This is a genomic window from Bradyrhizobium campsiandrae (assembly GCF_014529705.1).
GTDB classification, from domain to species: domain Bacteria; phylum Pseudomonadota; class Alphaproteobacteria; order Rhizobiales; family Xanthobacteraceae; genus Bradyrhizobium; species Bradyrhizobium campsiandrae.
This window is the reverse complement of record NZ_JAANIH010000042.1, coordinates 24,176-50,058: the sequence shown is the minus strand read 5'-3', so window position 1 is coordinate 50,058 and position 25,883 is coordinate 24,176. Positions and strand designations below refer to the sequence as shown.

29 protein-coding genes are annotated in these 25,883 nt (G+C 63.1%); 19 read left to right on the top strand and 10 right to left on the bottom strand.

All coding sequences use genetic code 11. From position 1 onward, the window contains the following. Positions 1-131: 131 nt before the first annotated feature. Complete coding sequence (locus G8O24_RS27330; protein WP_188104762.1) at positions 132-809, bottom strand: hypothetical protein; 678 nt, start codon at positions 807-809, stop codon at positions 132-134. 245 nt (positions 810-1,054) lie between these two features. Here G8O24_RS27330 and G8O24_RS27325 point away from each other — a divergent pair, with 245 nt between their 5' ends. The 3 genes from G8O24_RS27325 to G8O24_RS27315 are packed head-to-tail and all read left to right on the top strand — an operon-like array spanning position 1,055 to position 3,376. Beyond that, positions 1,055-1,585, top strand: coding sequence for a winged helix-turn-helix transcriptional regulator (locus G8O24_RS27325; protein WP_306666323.1), 531 nt, complete (start codon positions 1,055-1,057; stop codon positions 1,583-1,585). Between the two features lie 15 nt (positions 1,586-1,600). Further along, positions 1,601-2,467: an enoyl-CoA hydratase-related protein gene (locus G8O24_RS27320; protein WP_188104758.1), complete on the top strand. Its 867-nt coding sequence runs from the start codon at positions 1,601-1,603 to the stop codon at positions 2,465-2,467. A 3-nt stretch (positions 2,468-2,470) separates the two neighbouring features. Continuing rightward, positions 2,471-3,376: an NmrA family NAD(P)-binding protein gene (locus tag G8O24_RS27315; RefSeq protein ID WP_188104756.1), complete on the top strand. Its 906-nt coding sequence runs from the start codon at positions 2,471-2,473 to the stop codon at positions 3,374-3,376. A gap of 28 nt (positions 3,377-3,404) precedes the next feature. Here G8O24_RS27315 and G8O24_RS27310 read toward each other — a convergent pair whose 3' ends face one another. Then, positions 3,405-4,334, bottom strand: coding sequence for a DUF3991 and toprim domain-containing protein (locus tag G8O24_RS27310; protein ID WP_188104755.1), 930 nt, complete (start codon positions 4,332-4,334; stop codon positions 3,405-3,407). A gap of 653 nt (positions 4,335-4,987) precedes the next feature. Between G8O24_RS27310 and G8O24_RS27305 the strand changes: the two genes are divergently transcribed. The 4 genes from G8O24_RS27305 to G8O24_RS27290 all read left to right on the top strand — a co-directional run bounded on the left by G8O24_RS27305 (position 4,988) and on the right by G8O24_RS27290 (position 8,406). Continuing rightward, positions 4,988-5,296: a transcriptional repressor TraM gene (locus tag G8O24_RS27305; RefSeq protein ID WP_188104753.1), complete on the top strand. Its 309-nt coding sequence runs from the start codon at positions 4,988-4,990 to the stop codon at positions 5,294-5,296. A gap of 181 nt (positions 5,297-5,477) precedes the next feature. Then, positions 5,478-7,358 (top strand): sensor domain-containing phosphodiesterase, encoded by a 1,881-nt coding sequence (locus G8O24_RS27300; RefSeq protein WP_188104751.1) that lies wholly within the window; start codon positions 5,478-5,480, stop codon positions 7,356-7,358. A 149-nt stretch (positions 7,359-7,507) separates the two neighbouring features. Beyond that, on the top strand, positions 7,508-8,131 hold the full coding sequence (locus G8O24_RS27295; protein ID WP_188104749.1) for an acyl-homoserine-lactone synthase: 624 nt from the start codon (positions 7,508-7,510) through the stop codon (positions 8,129-8,131). Next, positions 8,113-8,406: a hypothetical protein gene (locus G8O24_RS27290; protein ID WP_244646007.1), complete on the top strand. Its 294-nt coding sequence runs from the start codon at positions 8,113-8,115 to the stop codon at positions 8,404-8,406. The genes G8O24_RS27295 and G8O24_RS27290 overlap by 19 nt, the downstream gene beginning before the upstream one ends. A 9-nt stretch (positions 8,407-8,415) precedes the next feature. Here the strand turns inward: G8O24_RS27290 and G8O24_RS27285 are convergent, their stop codons facing one another. The 8 genes from G8O24_RS27285 to G8O24_RS27250 all read right to left on the bottom strand — a co-directional run bounded on the left by G8O24_RS27285 (position 8,416) and on the right by G8O24_RS27250 (position 12,868). Then, a complete protein-coding gene (locus G8O24_RS27285) occupies positions 8,416-9,108 on the bottom strand; it encodes a hypothetical protein (protein ID WP_061979381.1) in 693 nt (230 codons plus the stop codon). Beyond that, on the bottom strand, positions 9,105-9,584 hold the full coding sequence (locus G8O24_RS27280) for a hypothetical protein (RefSeq protein ID WP_188104747.1): 480 nt from the start codon (positions 9,582-9,584) through the stop codon (positions 9,105-9,107). Before G8O24_RS27280 ends, G8O24_RS27285 begins: the two co-directional genes overlap by 4 nt. 70 nt (positions 9,585-9,654) lie before the next feature. Next, positions 9,655-10,275 carry a hypothetical protein gene (locus tag G8O24_RS27275; RefSeq protein WP_244646006.1) on the bottom strand — a complete coding sequence of 207 codons (621 nt, stop codon included), beginning with the start codon at positions 10,273-10,275 and terminating at the stop codon, positions 9,655-9,657. Positions 10,276-10,287: 12 nt separating this feature from the next. Then, positions 10,288-10,827, bottom strand: coding sequence for a hypothetical protein (locus G8O24_RS27270; RefSeq protein WP_188104745.1), 540 nt, complete (start codon positions 10,825-10,827; stop codon positions 10,288-10,290). Then, positions 10,824-11,414, bottom strand: a complete 591-nt coding sequence (locus G8O24_RS27265) for a thermonuclease family protein (protein ID WP_188104743.1) — start codon at positions 11,412-11,414, stop codon at positions 10,824-10,826. The genes G8O24_RS27270 and G8O24_RS27265 overlap by 4 nt, the downstream gene beginning before the upstream one ends. Then, positions 11,401-11,742 (bottom strand): single-stranded DNA-binding protein, encoded by a 342-nt coding sequence (locus G8O24_RS27260; protein ID WP_061979385.1) that lies wholly within the window; start codon positions 11,740-11,742, stop codon positions 11,401-11,403. The genes G8O24_RS27265 and G8O24_RS27260 overlap by 14 nt, the downstream gene beginning before the upstream one ends. A 33-nt stretch (positions 11,743-11,775) precedes the next feature. Continuing rightward, the gene (locus G8O24_RS27255) at positions 11,776-12,366 is read right to left on the bottom strand and encodes a thermonuclease family protein (RefSeq protein WP_188104741.1); all 591 of its coding nucleotides are present in this window, start codon (positions 12,364-12,366) and stop codon (positions 11,776-11,778) included. A gap of 1 nt (position 12,367) precedes the next feature. Then, entirely contained in the window at positions 12,368-12,868 is a 501-nt protein-coding gene (locus tag G8O24_RS27250; RefSeq protein ID WP_188104739.1) for a hypothetical protein, read from the bottom strand. Positions 12,869-13,007: 139 nt separating this feature from the next. On the opposite strand from G8O24_RS27250, the gene G8O24_RS27245 reads away from it, so the two are divergent. From G8O24_RS27245 to G8O24_RS27190, 12 genes are all read left to right on the top strand, one after another. After that, positions 13,008-13,712, top strand: coding sequence for a lytic transglycosylase domain-containing protein (locus tag G8O24_RS27245; RefSeq protein ID WP_188104737.1), 705 nt, complete (start codon positions 13,008-13,010; stop codon positions 13,710-13,712). 12 nt (positions 13,713-13,724) lie between these two features. Further along, positions 13,725-14,030 (top strand): TrbC/VirB2 family type IV secretion system protein, encoded by a 306-nt coding sequence (locus G8O24_RS27240; RefSeq protein ID WP_061979389.1) that lies wholly within the window; start codon positions 13,725-13,727, stop codon positions 14,028-14,030. Then, positions 14,027-14,323 (top strand): VirB3 family type IV secretion system protein, encoded by a 297-nt coding sequence (locus G8O24_RS27235; RefSeq protein WP_061979390.1) that lies wholly within the window; start codon positions 14,027-14,029, stop codon positions 14,321-14,323. The genes G8O24_RS27240 and G8O24_RS27235 overlap by 4 nt, the downstream gene beginning before the upstream one ends. Positions 14,324-14,332: 9 nt before the next feature. Then, positions 14,333-16,744 carry a VirB4 family type IV secretion/conjugal transfer ATPase gene (locus tag G8O24_RS27230; protein WP_188104735.1) on the top strand — a complete coding sequence of 804 codons (2,412 nt, stop codon included), beginning with the start codon at positions 14,333-14,335 and terminating at the stop codon, positions 16,742-16,744. After that, positions 16,741-17,577, top strand: a complete 837-nt coding sequence (locus tag G8O24_RS27225; RefSeq protein WP_188104733.1) for a hypothetical protein — start codon at positions 16,741-16,743, stop codon at positions 17,575-17,577. Before G8O24_RS27230 ends, G8O24_RS27225 begins: the two co-directional genes overlap by 4 nt. A 10-nt stretch (positions 17,578-17,587) precedes the next feature. After that, entirely contained in the window at positions 17,588-18,298 is a 711-nt protein-coding gene (locus G8O24_RS27220; protein ID WP_188104731.1) for a type IV secretion system protein, read from the top strand. 404 nt (positions 18,299-18,702) lie between these two features. Continuing rightward, positions 18,703-19,833, top strand: coding sequence for a TrbL/VirB6 family protein (locus G8O24_RS27215; RefSeq protein ID WP_188104730.1), 1,131 nt, complete (start codon positions 18,703-18,705; stop codon positions 19,831-19,833). Continuing rightward, positions 19,830-20,546 (top strand): VirB8 family type IV secretion system protein, encoded by a 717-nt coding sequence (locus tag G8O24_RS27210; RefSeq protein ID WP_061979855.1) that lies wholly within the window; start codon positions 19,830-19,832, stop codon positions 20,544-20,546. Before G8O24_RS27215 ends, G8O24_RS27210 begins: the two co-directional genes overlap by 4 nt. Beyond that, complete coding sequence (gene virB9 / locus G8O24_RS27205; RefSeq protein WP_188104728.1) at positions 20,543-21,346, top strand: P-type conjugative transfer protein VirB9; 804 nt, start codon at positions 20,543-20,545, stop codon at positions 21,344-21,346. Before G8O24_RS27210 ends, virB9 begins: the two co-directional genes overlap by 4 nt. A gap of 6 nt (positions 21,347-21,352) precedes the next feature. Further along, the gene (virB10, locus tag G8O24_RS27200) at positions 21,353-22,702 is read left to right on the top strand and encodes a type IV secretion system protein VirB10 (RefSeq protein ID WP_188104726.1); all 1,350 of its coding nucleotides are present in this window, start codon (positions 21,353-21,355) and stop codon (positions 22,700-22,702) included. Further along, complete coding sequence (gene virB11 / locus G8O24_RS27195) at positions 22,665-23,720, top strand: P-type DNA transfer ATPase VirB11 (RefSeq protein WP_188104724.1); 1,056 nt, start codon at positions 22,665-22,667, stop codon at positions 23,718-23,720. Before virB10 ends, virB11 begins: the two co-directional genes overlap by 38 nt. Next, the gene (locus G8O24_RS27190) at positions 23,698-25,878 is read left to right on the top strand and encodes a type IV secretory system conjugative DNA transfer family protein (protein ID WP_188104722.1); all 2,181 of its coding nucleotides are present in this window, start codon (positions 23,698-23,700) and stop codon (positions 25,876-25,878) included. The genes virB11 and G8O24_RS27190 overlap by 23 nt, the downstream gene beginning before the upstream one ends. Positions 25,879-25,883 lie beyond the last annotated feature (5 nt).

Below are 25,883 nucleotides of genomic sequence, written 5' to 3'. Positions count from 1 at the left end.
TCACCCTTCCGGTTCGCCATCCTCTTCAGCCCTTCTGACCCCTCCTTCGCCGCCGCCTCTCCGGTCCGGCGGGTCAAGGGCCGCGAAGCGGGCGAAGCCTCCCTTGACGCGCCGGCCGGGCATGCGGCACGTCATTCCTCCTTTCCCATCTCCCTTCGTCTTTCTCCCCAATCCGGCGCTCTCCAAACCGAGCGAATCGCAGCGATGGCCGTTTTGAACAGGACCGATCCTCTCTCTTCCGCGAAGTCGGCTGCTGCGACGGCCGCCACGCAGGCGGTATGGATGTCGTCGTCACCGATCGAATCCGCCGAGAAGATCGCGAGGGTCTCGTCGCCGGCGATGATCTCCCCGATCGTCGAACGCACCTCGCTCTCATCGAAGGACAGGAGGATATGCGGCCGCGGCATCGGTGCGTCAGAAGCGGGATCACGCGCACCGGCAAGGATCGCTTCCGCCTTGGCGATGGCCGAACCGGCACGGCCGATCCAATAGGCGCAGTGCTTTCCGTCACCCGCGCCGCGGAGGACCTTGAGCAGGCCGAGCAGGATCTCGAAATGATCCGCCTTGCGCTGCACGGTCTCGTCGAAATGCGACGGCACGGCCAGCGACGGACCGCTGTAAGCGCAGTCGCGCCCGTCCCAGGCGCCGGTGACATAGGTTTCGCCCGAAGAATCGACGTCCTCTTCGGCATCGCCCCAGCCTTCATCGTCGACAGCAAGGCGGCAAGCAGCCTCGAGGCTATCGGCTTCATAGGCGCGGTGGCGGTAGACCGGCAGGCGATAGGTGGTCTCGATCGTAAATAGCGGCATGGTTCGTCCTTCCCATTGGTGTTTTCAAACACCGCCGGGCGGCCGCCTCTCCGGTCCGCAGGGTCAAGGGCCGCGAAGCGGGCGAAGCCTCCCTTGACGCGCCGGCCGGGCATGCGGCAGCCGGACCCTCATTCTCCTTCCTTCTCCCTTTTTTCCTCCGCGAGGACCGAGGACGGCGTGCAGCCATTGGCGACCCATTGGCCGTCGATGCAGGCGGACTATGATTTTCATATCTTGTGTTGACTATGATTTTCATATCTGGTCTGGTGCCTCTCTACAGGAGAGCGCCAGTGAATTGGGACCAGGTGGGGGATCAGATTTGTTCGGTCGCGAGAACGATGAGCATCCTGGGAGATCGATGGACCATGCTGGTCGTGCGTGAAGCGTTCGCGGGGACGACACTTTTCGACGAATTCGTCGCCTATACCGGCGCGACACCCCAAGTGATCTCCGAACGGCTGAAGCGACTGGTGGAGGCCGGCATTTTCGAGACCCGTGCCAAGGACAAGGGGCGCGGTTCTGAATATGTGATGACGGAGATGGGACGCGATCTACATCCGATCATCAGCACTATCATCGTATTCGGCGACAAATGGCTGTCGGACGGTAAAGGACCGCCGCAGGTTACACGACACGTCGGATGTGGATGTGTAACCGCACCGCGTCTTGCCTGTTCCGAGTGCGGTGAGTTCGTCTCGCCGGCAAACCTGACGCGAGAGCCAAGTCCTGCGATGCAGCGCTATCGTGCACGCATGCTGACTGCTGCGTCCAAGTGACCGAAGAGCAGCCCAATGAGTGAGCCAGGTTTTACCGTCTATCGTGAAGGACCGATCGCGGAGATCGTGCTGTGTCGTCCGCAGGCGGCGAACTCGCTTACTGAAGATTTCTGGACCCGTTTCCCCGAAGCAATTCGGGAGCTTGATCAGGCCGGCACCGTAAGGGCGGCGATCATTCGCGGGGAGGGCGCGAACTTCTCGTCAGGCATCGACGTGGAGTTGCTGGAACGTTTTCTCGGTGGAGATGATGATGTCGAGCCCGGTCGATTTCGGGCAAGTTTGCGGCTGATGTTACTTCGAATGCACGAAGTGATGTCCGCCATGGAGCAGGCGCGATTTCCGATCATTGCTGCGATACATGGTGCCTGCATCGGCGGCGCGCTCGATCTCGTCTGTGCTTGTGACCTGCGTCTGGCCGCGACGGGCGCCTACTTCAGCATTCAGGAAATCCAGATGGGCATGGTCGCCGACCTGGGGGTACTGCAGCGGCTGTCCGCGCTGATACCGCCTGGCATCGTGCGGGAGCTAGCGATGACGGGGCGCAGGATGCCTGCCGAGGAGGCGCACCGTTTCGGGTTCGCCAATGCGATGGCAACTGATGCCGATGGCACGGTTGCGGCAGCAAGGGCGTTGGCTGACGACATCGCGAGCAAATCGCCACTTGCCATCTGGGGCACCAAAGAAATTCTGAATGATTTCGACCGTCGACGGATCGAGGACGGCCTGCGCTACACCGCAGCGTGGAACACCGGAATGTTCATGCCAGAGGATGTGCAGCGGAGTGTCGCCGCTGCGCGGAAACGGGCGAAGGCATCCTATCGTGACCTGCTCGATGTCGACTACCCGGCAATCCCCCGCCAGCGAACAACTGTGAAAGAGTAATCCATGTCCAAAGCCACGATACTTGTCACCGGAGCGACCGGCTTGCACGGAGGCGTCGGCGGCTATACCGCGCGATTCCTGCGGGAGGCAGGAGCAACCGTTCGGGCACTGGTTCGCACCCGCGATCACAGAAGCGAGGCGCTCGACAAACTTGGCATCGAGACCGTTGTCGGTGACTTCATGAACCTTCAGAGTCTGCGCGATGCCCTGAAAGATGTCGATCGCGCGCTCTTTTGCTATCCGATGCGTCCGGGTCTGCTCGAGGCGGCGATCAATATGGCAATCGCCGCTCGCGATGCCAAACTGCGGATACTCGTCGATCTGTCGCTGATTCCGGCGCGGGAGGGCAGTCCGAGCGACGAGGCGAGGGAGCATTGGCTGGCCTCGCAGATGTTCGACATGGCTGGCCTGAACGTCGCGCATCTCATGGGCGGTTTCTTCTATGAAAACCTCGAATTCCTCGCGGGATCGGACATGGTCGCGCGTGGATTGCTGGAAGCACCGTTCGGCGATGGCGACACACCGCTCTCATGGGTGGCGGGCGAGGACATTGCGCGGTTTGCTGCATCAGTGCTGCAAAATCCGGACGCCTACGTGGGGACGACCCGTTATGTAACCGGGCCCGAAGCGCTGACTTTTCGTCAGGTGGCCGCGATCGTATCCGATGTGTTCGAAACACCTGTCCGATACGAAAGCAATATTTCGATCGAGGCGTGGGCGGACAGACTGAGCAAGCATCCTTTTGGAAATGCGCGGCTGGTAAAGCACGCGTCCGTGCTCGCGCAAGCGTTCGGAAAAACGAAGGTGTCGTTCGGCCAGGTAACCGACGAAGTCTTCAACGCAAGCGGCGTGAAACCGATCACCCTCAAAGAATTCCTGTTGGGCAACCGTGCCCTATTCAGCACCTAAAGCACGACGCTCGAAAACTCCGATCGCTTTATGCAAGGGCTGCAAGCCGGTGCGCTGAGAAGCGCGCCAACAAGGTTTTCAGGTCTTCATTCCAATCATCCGCTCGCGGCCGCGACCGGACGTAGCCGGCGCCGGTCTCCGCGGCGATCGCACGGATGCGCTCGGCGTAGATGTCGCCTTGCCGATTGTTGTCGGTTGCGGCGACAAGGGTGACGTCGCCTCGCGCGGCGATCCGGCGAAGCGCGTCGTCGGTCAGGGGCGACCAGCCGCCGCCGGTGCTGACATAGAGCGTATCGGCGCGCAGGACCTCGATCGCAGCAAGGCTCATCGCGTCGATCGCCGCCTCGGTGACGCAGATCCGCTCGGCGCTCGCCGGTCCGAGGCGGAAAAGCTCCTTGGCGCCGTCAGTGGCGAAGCCGCGCCAGGCCGACCCGCGTTCCTCCCATCCCGTGAGGGCGCCGTTGGCCGAGCGGTGGGCGGCCCACATGCTGCCGTGCGGGCCTTCCCGCAGGCAGTCGGCCGCGGTTGCATGGGCAACGACATCGTCGGGCAGCGCGCGCTCCGAGGTGAGATAGCGCCAGGTCGCCGAGCCGGGCCGGGGCTTCACTCGCCGCTGCCAACGCTCGGAAATCGAGGCGGCTGGCACCGGGCGCGCCGGCCGTGTCCAGGCAGGCTGGCTTGGGACGAACCCAACGAGGCCGGCGAGCTGATCGCAGGCGGCGACGAAGCCGTCAGCGCCGAGATGCTCGGCGAGATCGAAGATGTCGCCTTTCTTCGGGGAGAGCGGATCGAACCAGCCACGCCCGTCATGGATCACGATGATAATTTCGCCCTCGCCGCGCCTGAACTTCACGGCGCGGCGGGTGCTCTCCTTCAGATCGACCTTCCAGCCGGCGGCCTCGAGGACGATTGCGCAGGTCACCTTCTCGCGCAGGGTTTCGATTTCGTGCTTCTCCATTCCTTCTCCCGAGGCGCGCCGCAGGCGCGCGCTCGCCCTTTCTTCGGTTGATTTTCCTCATCCCGCACCTTGCAGGACACAACCGGCAGGCCGCGAAGCCTGCCGGATGCAAGGGCGCGCTGACAAGAGATCCAAGACATTGGACGATCGGCGCGGCGAAGCCTCCCTTGCGTCCGGCGAGGCGCCAGCGGCACCGCTTGCCACTCCCTTTCGCCGGCCGCCGCAGGCGTGCGTCAGGGATGGCTGCCCGGAAGGGGGAAGACCCGGCAGGGGCTTCAGCTCAGCCGCCAGCCCGGCCCCAGAGGGGAGACGCTCCATCCTACGCCTACCCGAAGTGCCTGCTAGGCGATTGGTAAGTCACGATTTATCGAAAGCATCTAGAAGCCGAGCGAACGAGCGGTTATGAGTCGTGCGGGGCAGTACGCGCTGCCCTGGGGCTTGGAAAACCCCTGTTAGCGGTTGGCGTCGGCCGTTACGGCGCCGCACTCCTTGACCTTATGGTCGGGGAGCCTGTGGCGTATGCAACAGGTTCACCCGAACTAAAGGCCACGGGGCCGTCTAACAGCGGTTTTCCAACTCCCCGATCACCAAGAGTCAGAGAGAGTTCGTTTGCGGGGGCGTACCGCGGACGTTTTCCCGGGGGAGAGGACGGGTTGGCGGACGATCGAGAGTTACCGTGGAAAAAGCTCGAAGGAAGAGCCGTCGAGGCCCACAAGGCTTACGTGGATGCCCTTGTCGCGTGGGAACGCGTGATTCACATGGCGACCTGTCCGCGATGTCGGCCGGATGGGATTTCCAGCGCAGAACACCAGGAACAGCAGGACCTGGCTGAAGCGGAGAAAGAACGCCGGCGGATCGTCTATCGCGATCTTTGCAATGTCCTTGGTTACTTCCCGACAAGAAAGGACGTCGCCATTCCGCGCGAGGATGAGACCTGGTGCCCGAAGCAGCGCGGCCACTGAAACCTCGAAGGGCCGACCATGTTGCTGTTTCCTCAATAGAAGATCAGTTAACTAAGCTTTGTAGAGGCTCGCAAACACGTTCAAATTCTAGAGACGCGGCTCACGGCAATTTAACCCAGAGAAATTACAAGGATCGCAAAGAATTAAACGAATCAATTGCGGCTAAGGCGGCCACCTGCTCTTGCAAGGGATTGAAAATCGCATCTTAAGGCTTATTGCCGGCGGCGCCTCGCTTACCGAGACGGCCGCACAGATTTGCCTTGAAGTGGAAAAAGCGTCACCCGGCGCCATCTGCAGCGTGGTCAATGTGTGCCGCGCCGGTTTGTTGCACCCGTTGGCCGCTCCCAGTTTGGCCCCTGAATATTGTGCTCGCATGGAAGGCGTCATGATCGGCCCGGAGGTCGGATCATGCGGTGTCGCGGCTTACACGCGAAAGCCGGTCTTGGTAACCGATATCTCGGCTGATCCGAAATGGACGAGATATTGCGCTTTCCCGACGAGCCTCGGCCTCAAGGCCTGCTGGTCGGCGCCAGTGATTGATGACGGTGAGCCCATCGGTGCGCTGGCGGTGTTCTTCCCGGAGGCTCGCGGTCCCTGCGACGATGAGCTGGCTGTGTTCGCGAGCTGCGTGGATTTGTGTGCGATCGCCATGCGGCGTCACGAGCGGGCTTTGGAGCGCGAGCGGCGCGCAAGCGTCGATGCGCTGACCGCTCTCCCAAATCGGGCCGCCTTCAACATCGCCCTCAAGAGCCTCGCGTGCGATGATCCGGGATCGTGGGGTCTGTTCGTCGTCGACCTCGACAACCTCAAGATCGTCAACGATACGTTCGGCCATCGCGCCGGTGATGGACTTCTGCAGACCGCGAGCGCGCGGATTGCCGCGGCCGTGTCTCCGGACGTGACGTTTCGGCTCGGGGGCGACGAATTCGCTGTCGTCATACGGCGGCCGGAGGCCCTGGCCGATCTGGATGAGACGGCGCATCGAATCCTCGAGGCGATTCGCGCACCTGCCGACTGCGACGGCAACGCCATCGTTCCGTCGGGCACAATCGGCGGCGCCATTGTCTCGACAGGCGATGAGAGCGCGGAAGCGGTCTACAAGAATGCGGATTTCGCGCTGTATCACGCGAAGGAGACAGGACGCGGCGGCTTTGTGCGGTTCTGGCCGGGGATCGACACGCGGATCGTCAACCGGCAAGCGACGATCAAGGATGTGTCGGCAGCCCTTGGGGAAGGCCGGATCGATGCGCACTATCAGCCTGTGATGCGCCTCGACACGCGCGAGATCGTCGGTGTCGAAGCGCTGTGCCGGCTTCGCAAACCGAACGGCGAAATCGTACCCGCCGCGCGCTTTCGCGATGCGACGTCGGACGTACGGGTGGCGGTTGAGCTGACAAGTAGGATGCTGGACGTCGTGGCGAGGGACGTGCGCCACTGGATCGACCTTGGCATTCCCTTCCAGCATGTCGGCGTGAACGTTTCGACTGCGGACTTTTACAGCGGTGATTTGCTGAGCAAGCTCGAGACGAGTTTTGGCCGGGTCGGTGTGCCGCTCAGCCACATCATTATCGAGGTCAGCGAGAACGTCTCGATCGGTTGCCGCAACGGTGATGTCGATCGGGTGGTCGAGCGGCTGCGTGCGAGCGGGATCCGCGTCGCGCTTGACGATTTCGGAACGGGGCACGCGTCGCTTACGCATCTCCTCAACGTTCCGGTCGATGCGATCAAGATTGATCAGACATTTGTTGCTCGCCTGAAGCGCCACGATGCCAGCCTCGCCATCGTGCAGGGCATCATCGACATTGCGCGCAAACTCGACATTCGGGTGATCGCGGAGGGTATCGAAACTGAGGCGCAGGCCGAGCAGCTTGTGTCGATGGGCTGCAGGTTGGGGCAGGGCTTCCTGTTTTCCGCCGCCGTGGACCGCGATTCCATGACCGAGATGTTGCTTCAGCGCGCGCAGGGCATGGCGGAATTCATTCCGATGTTTTACGAGCAGCCCCCAGGGTCGGAGCAAATCTTCGATGCCGTCACGGAGACGGAATTGGCGCGCAGCGCCTAATTGGTCTGTCGGAGATCGGATGTCGGCGCGACTCAACCGAGGCGATCGATATCGGGCCGCACTACCGCGCAATGGTGGTTTGTGACCATATTTTGACGGCGCGCTTCATGGAACAACTCGGCTCCCCCGACAAGCCGAGGAGTTGATCCATGCTGATTGTTCTATCCGGCTCCGAAATCAGCCGACAAGCCGCGCTGATGGAGCGAGTCTACAAGTTCAGGCACAGTGTTTTCGTTCAGGAGAAGGGCTGGACCGACCTCAGCCATCCAGACGGCCTTGAGCACGATCAATTTGACGATGCGCATGCCGTTCACCAGATATGCCTGCGCGATGACGAGATTGTCGGCTACCAGCGTTTGCTGCCGACGACGCGGCCGCATCTTCTGACAGATGTTCTGAACGATCTGTGCCGGCAGCGGCCGCCGCGGGGTCCGCGCGTCTTCGAGTGGACGCGGTTTGCGGTTGCTCAAGGGCATCGCGAAATGCGTCCGCGCGGGGATAGCCCGTTCCTTGAGCTTGCCCAAGGTGTCGTCGAATGGGGGATGGCCAATCGGGTTGATACGGTCAGCGCCGTCATCGATTGGCGTCTTATGGTCATCGCGATGCAACTTCGCTTCTTCGTGCGGCCCCTTGGATTTCCGACGCGCATGGGAAGGGACGAGGTCGTCGCTCTGCGGATGTCCTTCAACCGCGAGACCCTTGCCGCCCTGCACGATGCGCGCGGCTGCACGCATTCCGTTCTCAACGACGTGTCATGGCCGACGGCTGCCTAGCGCAGCCTGCAGTAGCTGAGGAACAAACATTGATTCGAACTGCCGATACCAGGATTGTCGCATCCGAGTTGCATGCTCGATACGAGCCCATCCGCGCGGTGACCATAATTGGCCGCACCCTGCAAAAAGCCCTGTTTGCCGGCCGCTCAGACGAAGTCGTGTTCTGGGCGCTGGTCCATGCGCACTACAGAGGCGGCAATCTCTGCGCCGAGGTTGAAGAACAACTCAACGGTTTCTCACGTTTCATCCTTCGCGATCCGACCGAGCTCAACTAGGCGCCGATCTCAGATCTCGGTTGGGCCGACGATGATCGACGCGGTCGAAGCCGATGGCGGATTCGACGCGATCCCGGTAGAGGTGGGAAAGTCGCCAGGGCCGGTCGGCGTCTGCACGCACACATTGGATTGCTGACCAGTGAAGCAGGACACGTCATAGCCGGCGCCGCGCAGGAGATAGGTGCAGACGCTGACGCCATTTCCGTCCTTCACGTTGCGTGCGTTGCAATCGCCGCTCGCCACATAGTTGGCGAGCTTTCCCTTTGAGCCGCAGCCAAACTGACACGCCATGAGGATGGCGGACTGATCGATGGTCGCGCACTTGCCACCCGAGCAGACCTGTTGCCCGACGATGGAGGTGAGACCGTTGTTCTGGGCTTTCGACCATTCGTTTTGTTCGTATTGCGTCCACGCGGCGGTCTGCGCCGAAGGATTGTTGAGGAAGCTTTGGGCGCTGCCGCTGTAATATTGCTCGAATGTCCCCGGGCAGAACTGAAAGGCGCCGAGACATCCGAACTGGTTGGTCGTGCCGAAATTTCCTTCGCTTGCCGAGACCTTCGAGGCGAAGTCGGCACAGTTCGAGGGTATGCCGGCGGCGGTCAGGTTGGCCGCCGATTCGCCGGCGAAGGCGACTGCGGCTGACAGGCAGAGCAGCAAGCCCGCGTCGGCGAGCGAATGTCGCAAGGCGTGCGGCAATCTCATGGCTTGCCCCCGTCGGCCTGGAATTTGTAATCGCCGTTGATGAGGGTTTTGCCGTTGTCGCTGAGCGCGAAGGGACGGCGCGCAAATTCCTCGAGCTTTTTATTGGAGGCCATGTCGGCAAAGCGTGGATCGTCGGGCGGCACGACCTGGTGCATCATGTCGTCGACGACGACGTGGCGCTCGCCGCTCGGGGTGATGCGCAGAAGGCGTGTCGGGCAGGTGCCCGACGAGCAATCGTCGTTCCAGATCTGCGAGATCAGCCATTCGCCTTCGGGCGTGCGCAGCTGATACTCATGGATCGTCACGGTGCCCTTCGGATTGGGCGCGAGCGCGTCACCGGTCCAGACCTTGTCGGGGTCGCTCGTGACGTTGCGATAACTCGTCTTGTACGAAAAGGCGGAGTCCGCTGCCAAACAGGGCGACGCAATCAACCCGAGCATCGGGGCTGCGAGAATTGTCAGGGCTGCCAGTCGCATAGTCATCTCCTTGGCGTTGGCGCGTGTTATTTGCCGGAACACCGGTCAATCTGCATGGTGCGGTCCATCATTACCGGGGAAGCGGGACATCGAACGAACAGCCGTCGACGGCAACGTGGTTGACGATCAGTCCGGTCTTGAGCGCCCGGCGCGCGACGTCATAGGATGCATAGCTGCCTGACGCCGTCGCGTCGGTCGGCGACGGCTTGTCGAGTTCGAGGAAGCAAGCCTTGCCGCCATCCATCGTGCGCACCTGCAGGCCTTCATAGATGGCGATCCGCATCGGGCAGAGTTTCACGGTGGCGCCGACGGCAGGGAAGGCCGTCTTCGCCTCGCATTGGCTTGCGGTGTCGAGGACGCTGAAGACGACCGAGCGACGGCTGCTCCAGATCACGAAGTGCGCTTCGTTGGCGGGGGCGTTTCCGCCGGCGAACCGACGATCGCCCCGTTGCTCATAATGACGATTGTTCTCGTCGATCGCATCCTTCCAAATGTCGATATAGGTCGCCGTCGCGGGCGAGGGCACCTGAAGGTTCGCATACGACATGGAGCGCCACGCACCGGGATCGGCGGTGACGGTCTGAGCCTGTGCGTGCGATGCCTCCATGAACGCAAAACTTCCGCTGATCGTTGCTGAGAAAAGAATACAACATCTAATATATTGTATCAATGACGAGATGGGCCGCGCCATAAACGGGTCCGCCTATTCGTAGCGTGGCCTGCCCGGCAGCCACCACCAGAAATCCTTTGGAGAACTTTCGCGGTTGCGCCAGGCGACGCTCGTCCTCGGCGGATAGACCGGCTGCATCGACCAGATGTGATTGTCATAGTAGAAATTTGCCGTTTCCCGCCGCAGGCGGTGGCCGCCGCGATCGAGGAAATCGGTTGCGCAATGGACGACGGGACCGTGATATCGGGCGACCCTCGCGGTTTGCGCATCGAGCGCGCCCGGCTTGCAGCCGAACAGCCAGACCGACGCGGGATAGGCCGGGCCAGGCTGTGCGGCCGCGATGAGCCGGAGATAGGCTGCGTTCGCCTCGGGCTGGGTCGGATAGGCAAATCGCTCGGTCAGGATCGGGGCGAAGGTCGACCGATCCGGCGCGTATTCGAGCCGTCCGGGAACGACCCGCTCGGGGACATAGAGTGCATCGGGACCGGCGGGGATGATGGGCGGTTCTTCGCGTGCCGCGCATCCGGCGAGCGCGATCAGGGGCAGGAGTGCGAACAGCCTTTTTCGTGTCATGGCGTCGCCTCGGCTTGTACTGCGACATTCGTGGCTGCCTTGCGGGCAGCTCGCCAGTCCCAGGGCATCTGGAAGGCACTCGACCAGAGACCGCGATAGGCCTTGCGAGCCTGCTGTTCGGCCGCCGCGTAGTCCCCGATGACGGGCTCGCCGTCCGTGGCGGGAGCGAGGACGGCGACACCCTCGCGCAACATGTCGGCCGAAAGATCGCGATGGGCTGCCGTGGCACAGCGCGCGACACGCTCGCCGGGTTCATCCCGGATCACGGCGCAGGCAACCCAGGTGTTCAAGGTTGCCGTGACAAGCCAGGCTCGCACCATCGTGCCGCAAGGCCAGGGCTGCCGGCCGAGTGTGGCGATCTGGTCTGACGCGCATGCGTCGATTCCGTAGAGACGGAAGATCGTCTTCGTCTCGATGTCGCGGAAGCGGATGCCGTCGATCACCTCGACGCGCAACGGCGGCAGTTGCGCGGCGAGCTTCGGTTGGTAAAGACTGGCTGGATCGCCGCCGCTTTGGGCGTGGCAGGGCAGCGCCGTGCAGGCGGCGAGGGCAGCTGCCGCCAAGAACCGGGCCTCACGCAGCGGCATCGTCGCGTGATCCGAGGTCGAGCTTGTGGAACGCATTCGCGATGATGTCCGTCGTATAGACGGTCTCGCCGTCCTTGCCCTTGTAGGATCCGTCCGCAACCCGGCATTCGGCATAGACGGCGTCGCCCTTGGCGACGTTGGCGAGCACCCATTCCGCCGCCTTCTCGTTGAGGATGGTGACCGTCACCCAATCGGTCTCCTCGCGTCGCTCGCCTTTTCCATCGGTCCACGCCCGATCGGTGGCGACGCTGACTTTCGCCGCTTTGTTGAACGCTTTCGGCGCCTGGCCGACGCGGCCGCGCAGGATGAACAGATTGGTCGTTCGCAAGGCTTGATCTCCCTGTTGTGCGTTGATCGGAGTCTATTGGGGCGGCGGCGTCGCGGCCGCCGAGGGCGATGCCTGGCGGATCGCGCGAAGGATGATGGTGTTTGGATCGGGAAGATCGGGGAAAGCCCACAGGCCGGTACGGCTTTTCTGCGCGACATGCTGCGCCTCGAGATAGGGGGCATGGACGGGAGATCCGTCGGGCTTCAGCGCTGCGAAGGCAAAGCCCGTCGCGATCAGCGCGGTGCCGAGATCGATCCGCGAGCCCTTTCCCGCACCTTCGGTCCGCACGGCGACGCAAAACACGAAGGCGGTCCTTGTCTGCGGTAACTCGGCGGCCTCATAGCATTGGGGTCTCAGATCGCGGATCAGCGCGACAAGCATGGCGAGCGAGGCCTCGCCGCAATCGCGCTTGATCCCGTGGGCGTTGGTGAAGGACGTGCCACGCAGGCAGGATTGGACACCGTAGAGCCGGTAGGTGGTGCCGGCGTTCGACCAGCTGTCGCCGGTATCGAAGGCGGCGTCGGGCGGGACCGGAAACCATCCGGGCGGCGTGACTTGCGCCGAGACCGGGGTTGCCGCAAGGGCGGAGAGAAGCGCAAAGGTTATCAGTCGCGCCCTCGCCATCTCAGTAGCCCTGGAGTGAGAAATAGAAACGCTGGGCGCCGTTTGCCGTCGAGATGTCGACGTAATAGGGGTCGCTTCGAAGCGCGCGCGAGCTTGTCGGATACTCGGTCGTGCAGCTGTCATGGCCGCCAAAGCAGGTCTGCCGTGGCTTCGTGAAGTCGACGCACAGATTGCCGTTCGCCGCCGGCGTCAATCCGCCATTTCCGTCCGAACCGCCCTGCGCTGCTGTCATCCCGGCGGGACATGGCTGATACGGCTCGTATCCGAGACCGCTTGCGTTGCCCTCCGGGCATGTCGGCCAGCTGCCCCCATGGGCGAGGTGACGGAAGAGGTCCTGCATCACCGGGACGCAGTAGGGAATGCCGGACCAGCTCGGCGCGCTGGCGGCTGCGCATAACAGCACCTTGCAGCCGAATGAGGCGTCCTGGGCGTGCGCCGCGCGCATCGGCACGAGACCCAGCAATGCCATTCCGATCATCAAGGTAGGTGCTGCGCGCTTCATCCTTTGCTCCCGAAGAGGACATGTCGCGGGTCGATGTTTTGACCTGTTGCCAACGTATCAACATTCAATATATTGTCTATGAGAAAAATGGAGACGGGCGGGCGTGGGGATTCGCTTTGTAGCGATCGGACTATGCGTCATGGTGACGTGCTCCGGGGTTGAGGCGCAGGATGTCGCCGGGCCCCGAAAGCTAGCCGTCGTCGACGATTCCGGCCGCGTCGTCCCACTTGGGGCGAGCGATGCCGCGCCTCAGCGGGCCGGACGAAGTGAACGGACAACGCCATGCCCTGACGCCAGGCCTCTGAGCACTGACGACGCCCGCGCCCTCATCACCCGTATCGCGACCGAAGAGAATTTCTTCCCCGACTTCGTGATGTCGGTCGCCAAAAGCGAGAGCCAGTTCAATTCGACGGCGCTTTCGGACAAGGGCGCCTATGGCCTGATGCAGCTCGAGCCCGAAACCGCGCAGCGGTTCAAGGTCGATATCTGCGATCCCACCGGCAATGTGCTTGGCGGGGTGCGTTTTCTCAGGACGCTGCACGAGAAGTATCGCAATCCCCTCTTCATCCTAGCAGCCTACAACGCGGGCGAGGACGCGGTCGAAAAGAACCGCGGCGTCCCGCCATTCCCCGAGACGGTCCGGTTCGTCGCGCAGGTTCTCAACGACTTCTACACCTGGCCGACGCCGGGCGCTCAGCTCAAGCGCGAGCGGGGCACAGCCATGGCCGGCGCGCCCGATCTGATCGAGCCCGGTAGCCCGAAGCCCCCACCATCGCCCGCTGCACCAGCCCCGACCGCCAAGGCGGCAGGCTGGGACAACGGATTCGTCATGCATATCGACTGAACGGAGGAACGGATGAAGACATCGTTTGCACGCGTTACACTGGCAGGATCGCTGCTCCTGGTGACGGCAGCCGACGCGTTCGCGCAATCGACGGGCGGCACACTCCAGCCGGTCCAGTCCACGCTTCAGCAGCTCGTCTCGACCCTGACGGGACCGATCGCCACGGCTCTGGCGACCCTCGCCGTGATCGCCTGCGGCTTGTTTGCCTGGAGCGGGCGGCTCACCTGGGGCATCGCCGGCAGCGTGATCTTCGGCATCGTGCTGGTGTTCGGCTCGGCGCAGATCGTGCAGTTCTTCCAGTCGGCGGTCGGCCAATGACCGAAGACGAGCTCGAAGACCCGCTGATCACGCCCCTCGTCAAGGCGCTCACACGCGCACCGACGCTGATGGGTGTCCCCTACATGTATTTCATGTTCAACGGGGTCGTCTCCAGCATCTGCTTTCTTGTCTCCCACAATCTCTTCATGCTGCTGGTCGCGATCCCGCTGCATCTGTTCGGCTATGTCATGACGCTTCGGGATGATCGCATCTTTGAAATCCTGTTCGTCAAATCGACCAAATGCCCACCCCGCTCGCGGTCCTTCTGGGCCGCCGACAGCTATTCGGTGTGAGGTGCGACGATGGTGGCGCGGGCACTTCTCGATGAGCTGACCTACGGAGCGGTCTCGCGACGCGAGCGACCCGTGGCGTCGCACGTGCCCTATACGAGGCATGTCGACGACCACATCATCCGGACACGGGACGGTCTCGTCCTGACGATCTTCAAGCTCGACGGCTATTCGTTCGAAACCTCCGACATCAGTGAAGTGAACGCGCGCCTGCTCGGCCGCAACGACATCGTCCGCACGCTTGCCAATTCTCGCTTTGCGCTGGTTTCCCACATCGTGCGCCGGGAGGTGCAGCCGCGCATCGATTCCACCTTCGACAACGCGTTCTGCGCCGAGCTCGATGAGCGCTACAACGCCGCGCTCTCCAGGCGCCGGATGTTCGTCAACGATCTCTACCTGACGATCGTGCGCAGGCCGCTGCAGGGACAGGCGGGCACCTTCGACATGATGCTGACGAAGCTGCTCGGCCGCAAGGACGAGGCCGGCGAATCGGTCGCCCGGCAGACGGCCCTCAACGAGCTGCGCGACGTCGCGACCGCCGTGCGCGAGAGCCTTGCCGCCTATGGCGTGCGCCAGCTTGGCGTCGTCAACCGCGACGGCGTGTGGTTCTCCGAGCCCCTCGAATTCCTCGTCCAGCTCCTCAATGGCGGGCTCTCGCGTCCCATGCATCTGCCGCGGATGGATCTTGCCGATGCGCTCGCCATGAAGCGCGTCTTCTTCGGCCGCAACGCAATCGAGATCAAAGGGGCGGGCCCGGCAGACACGCGCTTCGGCGCGATGGTGTCGATCCGCGAATATCCCGCCCAGACCGGGCCGGGCTCCTTCGACAACCTCCTTCGGGTCCCGCACGAGTTCATCGCGACGCAGAGCTTCGCGATCGTCGATCGTCCGGAAGCGGCAAAACAGATCGACCGGGTGTCGCGCCAGGTCGATATGTCGGACGAAGCAGGATCGGTCATTGCCGAGCATCTTGACGACGCACGCGATGAGCTACTGGGATCGGAGGCGATCTACGGCGAGCACCATATGACGGTCATGTGTCTCGGCCGCGATCTTGCCGAAGTGGGCGCGGCCGTTACCGCCGTCGGCGCGGCGCTCACGGATCGGTCGGTGATCTGGGTGCGAGAGGATCTCAACTGCGAGCCCGCCTTCTGGTCGCAGCTTCCCGGCAACTTTGCCTACATCGCACGCAAAGGGGTGATTTCGTCGAAGAATTTCGCCGGCTTCACGTCCCTGCACAATTACCCGAGCGGCCGTCCGAGCGACAATCATTGGGGACCGGCAATTTCGGTGTTCGAGACGACGTCGCAGACCGCCTACTATTACAATCATCACGTCCGCGACATCGGCAATTTCACAGTGGTCGGTCCAACCGGATCGGGCAAGACAGTGTTTCTGTCGTTCATCGCGGCGCAGACCCAGCGCATCGTCCCGCGTCCGAAGCTCGTCTTCGTCGACAAGGATCGCGGCGCCGAAATCTTCATCCGTGCGCTCGGCGGCCAATACGAGACGCTGGTGCCGGGCGAACCGACCGGCTTCAATCCGCTGTCGCTTCCCGACACCGCGGCGAACCGTGAATTCCTCTACCAGCTCTTCGCCTTCATGCTGCGGCCCGCCAATGGCGGCGACTTGACGGCCTCCGAGGAGCAGGTGATCCGCAATGCGATCGCGGCCGCGCTCTCGGCCGGACCCGAGGGGCGGACGCTCAAGGCATTTTCGACGCTGCTGCGTGGTCGCATCCGGGCGGGGGAAGGCGATCTGCTCGCACGCCTCGAAAGCTGGATGCGCCCCGACCAGCGGGGCTGGCTCTTCAACAACGAAGAGGACCAGTTCTCGATCTCGAGCGTGTTCGGCTTCGACATGACCCGCGTCCTCGACGATCCGGTCATCCGCACCGCTGCGCTGATGTACATCTTCCATCGCACGGAGGAATTGCTCACCGGCGACCCGGTGATGATCTTCCTGGACGAGGGCTGGCGCCTGCTCGATGACGACGTCTTCGCCTTCTTTATCCGCGACAAGCTGAAAACCATCCGCAAGCAGAACGGCATTATCGGCTTCGGCACCCAGTCGGCCGCCGATATCGTTCGCTCGAAGGCCTCGAACACGCTGATCGAGCAGACCAGCACGAACATCTTCTTCCCGAACCCGAAGGCGGACGACGAAAGCTACAAGCAGGCCTTCCGGCTGTCGGGACGCGAGGTGAACTGGATCCGCTCGACTGCGGCCGAGAGCCGCTCCTTCCTGATCAAGCACGGACGCGACAGCGTCGTCGCCCGGCTGAACCTCGCGGGCATGCCCGACCTCATCAAGGTCCTTTCCGGCCGCACCGAGACCGTCGCCGAACTGGATGCGATCAGGGCGAAGGTCGGAGACGATCCTGCGGCCTGGTTGCCGATCTTTCTGGGAAGGAGCGAGCCATGAAGCTATCGGCCATTCTCGCCGTCCTGCTCGTCGTCGGCGCCACGCCGGCTTTTGCGAATATACCGGTCAACGATGCGGCCCAACTGACGCAGAAGTCCGACACGGCAAGCACGACCATCAAGCTCGTGCCGGTGACGACGCAGCGCAAGGAGGCCAACAGCGGCGTCAAATGCGCGGTCACGACGGGCAAGAAAGCGAGCATCACCAATCCGGCGGTGCAGCCTCAAGCGGGCGCCGGCGCCCAGTCCATCCAGTCGTATGGTCCCGATCTGTCGCTGACCAAGGACGCGACCGCGCAGGGCGCCGCGCTCAACAGTCAAACCCTGTTCCAGTCCAGCGGCGACGTGGTCGGCGGCCTCGACGCCAGCCGATCGACGATCACCGCGGCGAAATCGGGGTTCCAGACCGCCACCGGCCAGGTCGGTACGGCACAGACGGTGATGGCCGCGCTCGACATGAACAGCGCCGCGCGGCTGCAGAACAATCTCGTCTGGAACAATGTGATCGGCTCGGCGAACCTCTGGGTCACGGCGATCAACGCTCTCAACCTGGCGCAGACCAGCGACATGAGCCGTGCCGCCATGGGAATGCGCGCGACGGCGAACCCGCCGACGACGACGCAGGGGCCGGCCTGCCCGGTCGGGACGATCGGGGCGGGCACGCCGAGCGATCCCTGCCGTTCTCCATCGACATGCCAGACCACGCCACCCGGCGCCACGCCTGATCCCGCCTGCGTATCCGCCCGCTATGTCGATACCAACAACAACGTCCTGTTCTTTCTCACGCAAATCCAGAACGCGGCAAATGCCGCGGCCACATTGACCGGTCGCTAGGGAGGTTCCGATGCGCACACTATTCGCTACTGCAGTTCTTTTCACGGCCCTCGGACTGTCGCCCGGCATGGCGCAGGTCCCGGTGATCGACAACGCCAATCTCGCGAAGGCACAACAGATCGCGACCGACACCAAGTCGATCCTGACGGCCGATCAGCAGATCATGCAATTTACCCAGAAGACGCTGCAGGCGGTGACCGGCGATCGCACCTCGCAGGCGCAGGGGTCACTGGCGCAGATGGCGCTTGGCAGCGGGTTCAGCATGGCGCAGGCGCAATCGCTGGGGTCGGTGATTTCGGGCGGCGCGCTGTCCTTCGCTGGCATGGGCGCCGGCTCCCAGAACATCGTCTCGACGCTGATCAACGGGCTGCAGCTCGTACAGACGATCACCGGGCTGGCAAACGGCCAGACCCATGCGGTCGACACGGCTTACAAGAACTCGGTGAACGTCGCCGCGACGCTCTCCGGCCTGATCAACTCGACACAGAGCGCCGTCCAGACGCGATCGCAGGCCTTCACCCAGGGCGGGCAACAGATCGGCAGCGCCCAGGACCTCAAGGGCAGCGTCGACCAGAACACGCAGGTCCAGATCCAGACGGGCCAGACCGTCAACGAGCTGAACGGTGTCGTGAACAATGCGGCGGCTGCCGCCAACCAGGCAAACCTTGACCGGATCGCCGCGGAGTCCTCCGCCGCCCGCGCCATGAAGTTTACCCAGTGATGTAGGGGCAGGGGCTTTGTCACCACGCGTTATCGCAATTGCCATCGTCGTCGCTCTCGTCCTCGGCTTTGCCGCCGGACGTGCCTACTTCTCATCCGGCCACCCGAGCGCTACCAACAATCCGAGCACCGCAACACAGGATGACGCAGCCGCCGCTGCCTCCCGGGCGATGACCTTCACCCAGCCGAAGGCACCCCCCAAATGACGATCACTTTGCGCTGCTGCATTCTATGTCTCCTGGCCGTCGCACTCGCGGGCTGCGCTTATAAGCCTCTCAAAGCGCCGTGTTCTCCCGACGAAGGCGGAACGCCGCTCGCCTATACCGACACTCCATCGCACCAGGTCCCGGCGGCGTTCACGGCGCTCGACAGCTGCGGCCCGATGCGGCCGATCTGAGGGAAGCGATGGGAAACACCTTCAACATCACCTCGCTCCTGCAGTCGGTCGACCAGATTGGACAGAACTATGTTCAAAGTGCCTACCAGGCGCTTTCGAATGCTGCGACCTCCGGCGGAGCGACGAGCGCCGCCGGCCTTCTTCTGACGCTCTATGTGATCTTCTGGGGCATCGGGATCTGGCAGGGGACCGCAACCGGCGGTCCTGCCGATCATGCGTTTCGGCTGTTTCGCGCCTTCGTAATCTATGCGCTCGCGACCAGCTGGAGCGACTTCCAGACGCTCGCCTACAACGCGTTGAACAGCGGGCCATCGGCGATCGGCAATGCGCTGCTCAGCGTCGTCACCACGCCGAACAACACCGGCACGGCGGCAAACCTGACATCGGTCAACGGTGTGCAGTCGGCGTTGCAGAACATGTGGGACACGACGAACTCGGCGACCGAAGCCTTTCTCCAGAACGCCGGCATCACGAACTGGGGTCCGTACATCTTCGCAGCGGTCTTCTACGTCGTCATGGCGATCCTGATAGGCTTCGCAATCTTCCTGATCGTGCTGTCGAAGCTGTTCATGTGGCTGCTGCTGGCGCTCGCCCCGGTTTTCATCATCCTGCTGCTGTTCGGCGCCACCTCGCGCTTCTTCTCGGGCTGGCTGAGCTCGATCGCGCAGTATTTCGTCGTGCAGGTCCTCGTCTACGCATTCCTCGCCTTCTATGTCTCGCTGATCCAGCAATCGATCGACGCGCTGAATGGCGTCGCCAATTCGAAATCGGCAACCTGGGCAACGATCGGACCCGTGGTCTTGCTGGCGATCATCGGCATCCTGCTCTTGAGTCAGATCAACAACGTCGCGGCTGCGGTCGCCAGCGGCGTGCCGATCTTCGCGCCGCGTGTCGGTGCGGTGCTTGCGACAGCGACCGGCTTCCGGTTCGGCGTGGCCGCGAACCGAGCGCGGCTGGCTTTCCGCAACCCGTTCAATCCGGCTTCGACCTCGCGACGGGAAGAGCTTGCGGCGCGCCAGCGGGCGCGCGTCGGATTGCGGGCAACGTCGTGGGCCCAGTCGGCCGAGTTTCGCCGCCTCGCCGATCAGATTCGTAATTCAGCATCGACGCCGACTCCGGGCGGAGGAGGACGGCCATGAGCGACGCGACCGCATCCGAACCGAAGCGCATTGATCCGCGCTACTATGCCGATGGGGCGACCTGGGAGCACGACATCGCGCGACGCAATCGCAACTCGCGCGCGCTCGCCTGGATCGTCGCCGCCGTGATGAGCGTGGTCGCCGTCGTCGCTCTCGGCGTCCTTGCGCTGCTCGTCCCGCTGAAGACCTACGAGCCCTATATGGTCGTGGTCGACAAGACGACGGGCTTCGTCGAGGTCAAGCGCCCTATGGCCGAAGGCGCACTGACGCAGGACGAAGCCGTCACGATGTTCAACGTCGTGCGTTACATCAAGGCGCGTGAGACCTACGATCCTCGCGCCCTCAAGGATAATTTCGACCTCGCGCAGCTGCTCGCCACGGGTGATGCCGCGCGCGAGCTGACCGAGATTTATTCGCCAGCCAATCCGAACAACCCGGTGAAGCTGCACGGCACGAACAGCGAGATCGCGGTCAATATCAAGTCGGTCACCTTCCCGAACAACCGCACGGCCTTGGTGCGGTTCTCGACAGACGAAAAAACCGCGACCAACGTCGTAACACGGAATTGGGTTTCGCTCGTGCGCTTCCGCTATAGCGGCGCGCCGATGCGCAACGAATGGCGTTTCGACAATCCGCTCGGCTTCCAGGTGCTGGAATATCGACGTGATCAGGAATCCGCGCCGTCGCCGGGCACGGCCGGAGCGCAGCAATGATCGCACGGATCCTCGGCACCGCTCTTGCCCTATGCCTTGCAACGGCACCCGCCTTCGCGGAGGCCCTGCCCCGGCCGGGGCGGACCGACTCGCGCGTTCGCGACGTCGCCTACAACAAGGACAATGTCACGGCGATCGACGCGAGCTACGGCACCTCGACGATGATCCAGCTGCAGTCCGATGAGAAGATCGAGACGTTGGCACTCGGCGACTCCGTCGCCTGGAAGGTCGAGCCGAACCGCAAGGGCGATATCATCTTCGTCAAGCCGATTGAGAAAAACGCGCAGTCCAATCTCAATGTCGTGACCGACAAGCGCATCTATGTGTTTCTCTTGCGATCGAATACGCGTCCGGCAGGCAATCAGATCTATGCAGTGCGCTTTCGTTTTCCCGAGGACGAGACGAATGCGAAGCTCCTTGCGGAAGCCAAGGAGCGGGCCGCCAACCCGAACCTGGCGAGCCTCAACATCGCCAACGCGAACAGCAATTACGGCTACAAGGGCTCGTCCGCGAACAAGCCCGTCGCCGTCTTCGACGATGGAACGAAGACCTGGTTCCGCTTCGAGGGCGAGACACCGGCAATCTATATTGTCGACGCCGATCGCAACGAAAGCCTCGTGAATTTCCGTACCGAGGGCCCATACGTCGTGGTCGACAAGGTCTCGCCGCAGTGGACGCTGCGGAACGGACAGGAATCGACCTGCATCTTCAATCGCCGGCTGACGAACGTCCATGAGCCAAACGGACTGGAGCCCTATGCGCCGCAGCGCGTCGGCATGGCCGCAAACGGGGGAGGGTGACGGGCGATGCCGACGCCTGACGATTATCGCTCATTCGAACTCGAGGCCTCGGCCGCGACCTCAGTGGCCCGCGGCAGCACGACGGTCGGCCGATTCCTGAAATTCGGTATCCCGCTCGGCGCCGTCCTCGTCGCCGCGTGGATGATCTACAATTCCACCAAGCCTCGCACGACGAGCATGACGACGCCGGACAAGGAGGAATTCACGACAACGCAGTTCCCCGCGCCGTCGCTTTCCGCGCCGCGGCCGCAGACCAATCAGGGAACGATCGTCATCCCGAAAGCTCCTGACGTCCCTCCGCCGCCACCGGTGCCCCCGCCGGTCACCATCCAGCCGCCGGCGGCGCCCGAACCTCCCCTGACGCTTAATCCCCCGAATGACGACGAAGCACGCCGGCTCGCCGAGCTCGAACGTCAGCGTAAGGAAGAAGAGGAGCGCCGGAAATGGGAGCGCCTGCGCGCGCCGCAGGTGATCTCCGACAATGCCGCAGCGACGGCCGGTTCGGTCAATCCTGACAGCAATGGATCTTCGAACGCCGCGCAGCCGGACGATGATCCGAACCGGCGCTTCCTCGCTTCGGTGTCGGCCGCCGGCGTCGATACGGCGCGCGCCACCAAGAACCCGCGCATCGACGCGCTTGTCGCGCAGGGAACGATGATCCGCGGTGTTCTCGAAACGGCGGTGCAGAGCGATCTGCCGGGCATGGTCCGCGCCGTGGTGACGGAGAACGTGTGGTCGTTCGACGGACGCCGAATTCTCATTCCCGCCGGGACGCGCCTCGTCGGCGAATACAAGTCGGGTATCACACAGGGCCAGACGCGCGTCTTCGTCGTCTGGACCCGCCTTCTGCGCTCCGACGGCGTTTCCGTGCAGCTCGGCTCGAACGGGACCGACGATCTCGGTCGGGCCGGCAATGCGGGCTTCGTCGACAATCACTATGTCGAACGCTTCGGCGCCGCGATCATGCTGTCGGTCGTCGGCGGCGCGGCGCAATTCCTGAGTGCCTATGGCCAGAACAATAACAACATTGGCAACGGAACGATCATCACCACGACCGATCCGGTCACCGGCGCAATTACCCAGACGCAGACTGGGGTCAATCAGAACCAGCTGAGCCTGCAGGCGCGCCAGATCGCGGCCCAGAACGTCTCGCAGACACTGACCAACATCGCGCAGGAGGCGCTTCGCAACTCGATCAACATTCCGCCGACGATCTATCTCGACCAGGGGACGCGGATCATCGTCTTCGTGCGCCGGGACCTCGATTTCTCGGCCTTCTATCCCGACCCGGTCAAGGAAGCCTTGCAGGAGATCAGACGTGAACGCGCCGGCCAGAAGCCTGACGGTCTTCATTGACCGGGCGCTGGAGCCGGTGCGCCCCTGGCTCGAGGACGATCAGGTTGTCGAGATCTGTGCAAACGGACCGGGCGAGGTCTGGGTCGAGCGCTTCGGCCAGGCGGCGATGGAACGCCATGTCGTCGATCAGTTGACCGAGCAGGCGATCCGCCATCTCGCCGAGCGGGTCGCGGGTCATTCCGGTCAGAGCGTCAACGAGGAGCACCCGCTTCTGTCGGCCGCACTGCCGACCGGCGAGCGTTTTCAGGGCGTGATTCCGCCAGCGACCACTGGCGGCGGGGGCTTTGCGATCCGCAAACAGGTGATCAAGGAGATGCGGCTCGATGACTATCGCAAGCTCGGCTCGTTCAAACAGGTGGAAACGGCGGGCGAGGGCGCGCTCTCGGACATCGATCGCCAGCTGTGTGAGCATCTCGACGCGGGCCGCATCGAGGAGTTCATCAGGCTGGCAGTCGTCAACCGCTATTCGATCCTCCTGTCGGGCGGCACGAGCTCGGGCAAGACGACGTTCCTCAACGCGATCCTCAAGGAAGTGCCTGAAGACGAGCGCATCATCACCATCGAGGACACGCGTGAGGTCAAACCGATCCAAAAGAACTACCTGCCGCTTGTCGCGTCGAAGGGAGATCAGGGCGAAGCGCGCGTAACCGTCGAGATGCTGCTGCAGGCCTCCTTGCGCCTGCGCCCCGACCGCATCTTTCTCGGCGAGATCCGTGGCTCGGAGGCCTATTCGTTCCTGCGTGCAATCAACACTGGCCACCCGGGAAGCATCACGACGGTCCATGCCGACAGTCCCGCCGGCGCCTTCGAACAACTGGCGCTCATGGTGATGCAGGCTGGTCTCGGCCTGCGGCGCGAGGAGATCGTCGCCTACATCAAATCTGTCCTTCCGATCGTCATCCAGCAAACCAAGGTCGGCGGCTGGCGCGGGACCTCGGCGATCCATTTCTCGCGCATGGCCGAATGGCGGCAGGAGCGCGAAGCGGGGAGCAGCCATGGCGCGCATCGTCGTCTTTAGACTTGGGATCGCGCTGATCTGCGCGGTCGCGTTCTGCCTGTTGTGGAGCCTCGCCTACGAGATTGCCGTCGGCTGGCGCTGGGCGCCGACCCGCTTTCCGAGCGAAGGCGCCACCCGCTGGGCTTTGCTGCGCATGCAGAACGCGGACCGCTCGGCGGGCTTCTTCCTGGTCGCCTGGCAGCATTTCTATGAGCGCATCCTCTATGCGCCGACGCGGATCGAAACGCTGATCCGCGGCGCATATGCGGCCGGAGGTGTTGTCGCTCTCGGGATCGCGGGCCTCATCTTCGGCCTCGTCAATCGCCGGCAGATGCCCTATGGCGCAGCGCGGTTCGGGACCCTGATGGAGGCCGCCAAGCAGGGCCTGACGAAGAAGCAGGGCATCATCCTCGGCACGCTGAACGGCGCCACCATCCGGTCGGACGAACCCGCGCATATTCTCGTCGTCGGCCCCTCGCGATCCGGAAAGGGCACCGGCTTCGTGCTTCCCAACGGCTACCTCTGGCAGGGCTCGGCCGTCTTCTTCGATCCCAAGCGCGAGAATTTCGACGCGCTGGCGAACCATCGCAAGGCGATCGGCAACAAGGTCTTCATGTTTTCGCCCGGCTCTCCCGACACGCACCGGTACAATCCGCTCGATTTCGTCCGTCGCGACGAGCGCATGGCGACCGACTGCCTGGTCGTCGCCTCCTTCGTAATCCCCGAGAAGGCCGACGATACCTGGGCCGGCGCCGGCCGCCTGCTACTCTCGTCGCTGATCGGCTATGTCCTCGCATCCCCGCTCACCAAGGGCGCCGAGCACATGCGCACGGTCGCGCGCATGACGACGACGGGCAAGGACATCTCGACGGTCCTGCGTGCGATCGTGAAGACCGAGCGCTCGCACCTGCCGACCTGGGTCATCGATAGCTTCAATCAATATATCGCGCTTGAGCCGGAGACGCGAAACAGCGCGGTTTTCAACGTCAATATGGCGATGAGCCTGTGGAACAATGGGCTCATTTCGGCGGCGACGGAAACATCGGACTTCGACATTCGCGAGCTCCGCCGCACCCCCATGACCATCTTCATCGGCTGCACGATCGCCGAGCTCTCCATCTTCCGGCCGCTGATCCGTATCCTGTTCCAGCAGATTCACGACCTGCTGATGGAGAAGATCCCTGGCGCCGACGAGCCGCACCAGGTGCTGCTCATGCTCGACGAATTCTACCATGTCGGCCGCATGGATTCGCTGATCTCGAAAATCACCATCTCGGCCGGCTACGGTTTCCGGATGGCGATCGTGATGCAGGATATCGCGCAGCTCGATGAGCTCTATGGACGCAGCACGCGGATTACGACGGTCTCCGGTTCGCAGATCAAACTCTTCATCCAGATCAACGATCTCGACACATCCGAATTCGTCTCGGAGATGCTCGGCGAGACGACGCAGGTCTACAAGACGCCCGTCATGCGGCCGGGGCAGGGGATTTTCGCGCCGCGCGTCTGGACGCCGCACTACACGCCGCGGCCGTTGCGCAGTCCGCTCGAGCTGCGCGAGATGTCGGCGCGGCTGTCGATTCTGATGGTGAAGAACTCCCCGTCGTTCGAACTCACCAAGATCCGGCACTATCTCGATAAGCCGTACCGGGCTCTCTATGAGGCGGCAAAGGGATCGCCACCGTCCCTGCCGAGGCTCAAGGAATGGCAGGACGAGGAGTTGTCCGGAGCGATTGCTCCACGATCGGACACAGAAACAACCCCGGCCGAAGAGCCTGCTCCGCCCAAGTCCACGGCCGCGAAGAAGGCTGCATCGCAGGCCGCGCAGCGCAAAGCCCCGGCCCGGCGCAAGAAGGAGCCTGCAGCGGCCGGAGCGAGCGAAAGTACGCCACGTCCGGAGCAGGAGCCGCCGAGGCAGTTGGAGTTGGGACCTCAGCGGACAGCGTCGCGCCCGCCTGCGAGGACGATTTCGCTTGGCGCAGCGCCGACGCCGCCAAACGGCGAAAACTGCGATGTGCGCGAAATCCTTGCAGCCGCGACGGATGGGCAGGACGATGAATTCGATTCGATGATGAAGGTTCTACGCGCAGAGTCGACGCCCAAAGTCCGTGCGGCCGCCGAAGCTCTGCGCTCCTTGAATCAATCGTTTGGCGACGACGCGCCGCGATCGCCCGATTGAGCGAC

What these genes read in the sequence shown, in the direction of transcription:
- G8O24_RS27220 (WP_188104731.1), top strand. Translation starts at nt 17,588, where the DNA reads ATGCGCACACTATTCGCTACTGCAGTTCTTTTCACGGCCCTCGGACTG.
- virB9 (WP_188104728.1), top strand. Translation starts at nt 20,543, where the DNA reads ATGATCGCACGGATCCTCGGCACCGCTCTTGCCCTATGCCTTGCAACG.
- virB10 (WP_188104726.1), top strand. Translation starts at nt 21,353, where the DNA reads ATGCCGACGCCTGACGATTATCGCTCATTCGAACTCGAGGCCTCGGCC.
- G8O24_RS27320 (WP_188104758.1), top strand. Translation starts at nt 1,601, where the DNA reads ATGAGTGAGCCAGGTTTTACCGTCTATCGTGAAGGACCGATCGCGGAG.
- G8O24_RS27285 (WP_061979381.1), bottom strand. Translation starts at nt 9,108, where the DNA reads ATGAGATTGCCGCACGCCTTGCGACATTCGCTCGCCGACGCGGGCTTG.
- G8O24_RS27240 (WP_061979389.1), top strand. Translation starts at nt 13,725, where the DNA reads ATGAAGACATCGTTTGCACGCGTTACACTGGCAGGATCGCTGCTCCTG.
- G8O24_RS27290 (WP_244646007.1), top strand. Translation starts at nt 8,113, where the DNA reads ATGGCCGACGGCTGCCTAGCGCAGCCTGCAGTAGCTGAGGAACAAACA.
- G8O24_RS27265 (WP_188104743.1), bottom strand. Translation starts at nt 11,414, where the DNA reads ATGCCGCTGCGTGAGGCCCGGTTCTTGGCGGCAGCTGCCCTCGCCGCC.
- G8O24_RS27255 (WP_188104741.1), bottom strand. Translation starts at nt 12,366, where the DNA reads ATGGCGAGGGCGCGACTGATAACCTTTGCGCTTCTCTCCGCCCTTGCG.
- G8O24_RS27215 (WP_188104730.1), top strand. Translation starts at nt 18,703, where the DNA reads ATGGGAAACACCTTCAACATCACCTCGCTCCTGCAGTCGGTCGACCAG.
- G8O24_RS27325 (WP_306666323.1), top strand. Translation starts at nt 1,055, where the DNA reads ATGATTTTCATATCTGGTCTGGTGCCTCTCTACAGGAGAGCGCCAGTG.
- G8O24_RS27190 (WP_188104722.1), top strand. Translation starts at nt 23,698, where the DNA reads ATGGCGCGCATCGTCGTCTTTAGACTTGGGATCGCGCTGATCTGCGCG.
- G8O24_RS27235 (WP_061979390.1), top strand. Translation starts at nt 14,027, where the DNA reads ATGACCGAAGACGAGCTCGAAGACCCGCTGATCACGCCCCTCGTCAAG.
- G8O24_RS27210 (WP_061979855.1), top strand. Translation starts at nt 19,830, where the DNA reads ATGAGCGACGCGACCGCATCCGAACCGAAGCGCATTGATCCGCGCTAC.
- G8O24_RS27270 (WP_188104745.1), bottom strand. Translation starts at nt 10,827, where the DNA reads ATGACACGAAAAAGGCTGTTCGCACTCCTGCCCCTGATCGCGCTCGCC.
- G8O24_RS27280 (WP_188104747.1), bottom strand. Translation starts at nt 9,584, where the DNA reads ATGCGACTGGCAGCCCTGACAATTCTCGCAGCCCCGATGCTCGGGTTG.
- G8O24_RS27245 (WP_188104737.1), top strand. Translation starts at nt 13,008, where the DNA reads ATGGTGACGTGCTCCGGGGTTGAGGCGCAGGATGTCGCCGGGCCCCGA.
- G8O24_RS27230 (WP_188104735.1), top strand. Translation starts at nt 14,333, where the DNA reads ATGGTGGCGCGGGCACTTCTCGATGAGCTGACCTACGGAGCGGTCTCG.
- G8O24_RS27315 (WP_188104756.1), top strand. Translation starts at nt 2,471, where the DNA reads ATGTCCAAAGCCACGATACTTGTCACCGGAGCGACCGGCTTGCACGGA.
- G8O24_RS27295 (WP_188104749.1), top strand. Translation starts at nt 7,508, where the DNA reads ATGCTGATTGTTCTATCCGGCTCCGAAATCAGCCGACAAGCCGCGCTG.
- G8O24_RS27225 (WP_188104733.1), top strand. Translation starts at nt 16,741, where the DNA reads ATGAAGCTATCGGCCATTCTCGCCGTCCTGCTCGTCGTCGGCGCCACG.
- G8O24_RS27275 (WP_244646006.1), bottom strand. Translation starts at nt 10,275, where the DNA reads ATGGCGCGGCCCATCTCGTCATTGATACAATATATTAGATGTTGTATT.
- G8O24_RS27310 (WP_188104755.1), bottom strand. Translation starts at nt 4,334, where the DNA reads ATGGAGAAGCACGAAATCGAAACCCTGCGCGAGAAGGTGACCTGCGCA.
- G8O24_RS27330 (WP_188104762.1), bottom strand. Translation starts at nt 809, where the DNA reads ATGCCGCTATTTACGATCGAGACCACCTATCGCCTGCCGGTCTACCGC.
- G8O24_RS27250 (WP_188104739.1), bottom strand. Translation starts at nt 12,868, where the DNA reads ATGAAGCGCGCAGCACCTACCTTGATGATCGGAATGGCATTGCTGGGT.